2 protein-coding genes are annotated in these 1,893 nt (G+C 74.7%); both read left to right on the top strand.

All coding sequences use genetic code 11. The annotated features are described in order from the left end of the window. Positions 1-642, top strand: a 642-nt coding sequence (locus KS423_RS44560; RefSeq protein ID WP_224285382.1) for an ECF subfamily RNA polymerase sigma factor, BldN family, incomplete at its 5' end; no start/stop codon positions are given. A gap of 265 nt (positions 643-907) precedes the next feature. Continuing rightward, positions 908-1,893: DUF5667 domain-containing protein (locus KS423_RS44555; protein WP_224285381.1), on the top strand; the 986-nt coding region annotated here is incomplete at its 3' end.

Genomic DNA, 1,893 nt, shown 5'->3' with positions numbered 1-1,893 from the left:
GGCTCGGCCGGCACCGGCTCGCGCGGCCGCACCGGCACCGCCGGCGTCGGCCGGGGGCGCACCCGGACCGCACCCAGCCCCGGCTACGAGACCGAGCACAACCCGATCATGGAGCTGGTCGAGCGGGCCCAGGCCGGCGAGAGCGAGGCCTTCGGCCGGCTCTACGACCACTACGCGGACACCGTCTACCGCTACATCTACTACCGGGTCGGCAGCCGGGCCACCGCCGAGGACCTCACCAGCGAGACCTTCCTGCGCGCCCTGCGCCGGATCGGCACCTTCACCTGGCAGGGCCGGGACTTCGGCGCCTGGCTGGTCACCATCGCCCGCAACCTGGTCGCCGACCACTTCAAGTCCAGCCGCTTCCGGCTGGAGGTCACCACCGGCGAGATGCTCGACTCCAACGAGTGCGAGCGCAGCCCCGAGGAGTCGGTGCTGGAGTCGCTCTCCAACGCCGCGCTGCTGGACGCGGTGCGCCGGCTGAACCCGCAGCAGCAGGAGTGCGTCACCCTCCGCTTCCTGCAGGGGCTCTCGGTGGCGGAGACAGCCCGGATCATGGGCAAGAACGAGGGCGCCATCAAGACCCTCCAGTACCGCGCCGTCCGCACCCTGGCCCGGCTGCTCCCGCCCGACGCGCGATGAGCCGGCCCGGGGACGGCGCCGCCGCCCGATGGCCCGGCCGGCCGTCACCGTCCACGCCCGGCCGACACGTCAGGGTGAACGGTCGGTCCGATGATCAGCCGTGCGTAACCGACCGCCCGCACCGCTCGTTGGCCAGCGTGCAAGCCCCCACCGGGCGTACGGTCAAGTCGAATTGCGGCCTATCACCCGATGGAGTGGCTTTGGCCAGCCGGGGCAACCGTCCGGCAGGCCGGGGTGTCGACAACGACGAAGGGAGGTGTGGCCCGTGACGGCAAACGTGCTGGAGCACCGGCGGGCGAAGGCCTTCGCCGAGGCGCTGGAGGCCCACCAGGCGGAGCAAAGCGCTGCGGCCAACGCCGAATCGGACAACGCCACTGCCACCGGCGCCGGTTCGGTCGCAAGGGCCGAACTGGTCGGCCTGACCGACGCGCTGCGGGCGCTGCCCGGGCCGGTGCTGGACCGGGAGGTCCGCACGGTCCAACGCGCCCAGCTGATGGCCGCGTTCGAGCAGGCCTTCGCCGACGGGACGGGCACCCCGGTGCCCCGCCAACGCCGCCACCGGGCGATCCGGACGGCGCCGCGCGGCCGCTGGAGCCGCCGGTTCGCGATCGGCGGACTGGTCGCCGGGCTCGCCGTGGGCAGCCTGGCCGGCGCCGCCGCGGCCAGCTCCAACGCCCTCCCCGGGGACACGCTGTACGGCCTCAAGCGCGGGCTGGAAGGACTCCGGCTCGACTTCGCGGGCTCCGACTCCGAACGCGGCGAACTGCTGCTCGACAACGCGGCCACCCGGCTCGGCGAGGCCAAGACCCTGGTCGGCCGCACCGGTCCGGCCGGCGCGCTCAGCCCGGCCACCGTCGAACAGGTCCGCCGCGCCCTGGACGACATGCACGCCGACGCCCTCAAGGGCCGCGAGCTGCTGCGTTCGGTCTACCGCAGCAACGGCTCGCTCGACCCGATGCGGGCCCTGGCCGGGTTCGCCCACGACGAGGACGGCCGGTGGAGCGAGCTGCAGGGCAGGCTGCCCGTCCAGCTCACCCGGCAGGCCGACCTGGTGAACCGGCTCTTCGACGACATAAGCGAGGACGTCGCGCCCCTGCGCCTGGTCCTGCCCCCCGCCGAGAGCGGTGGCACGGCCGGCTCCGGAGCGGGCGACGGTTCGTCCGGCTCGACCGGGGGTTCCCCGGCCGGCTCCCCCGCGGCCGGCTCCGGCACCACGGCCGGCGCCGACAGGGCCCCGGGCTCCGGCGCCGG

The organism is Streptomyces sp. LS1784, assembly GCF_020103755.1.
Taxonomy (GTDB): domain Bacteria; phylum Actinomycetota; class Actinomycetes; order Streptomycetales; family Streptomycetaceae; genus Kitasatospora.
This window is presented reverse-complemented; position numbering and strand designations above follow the sequence as displayed.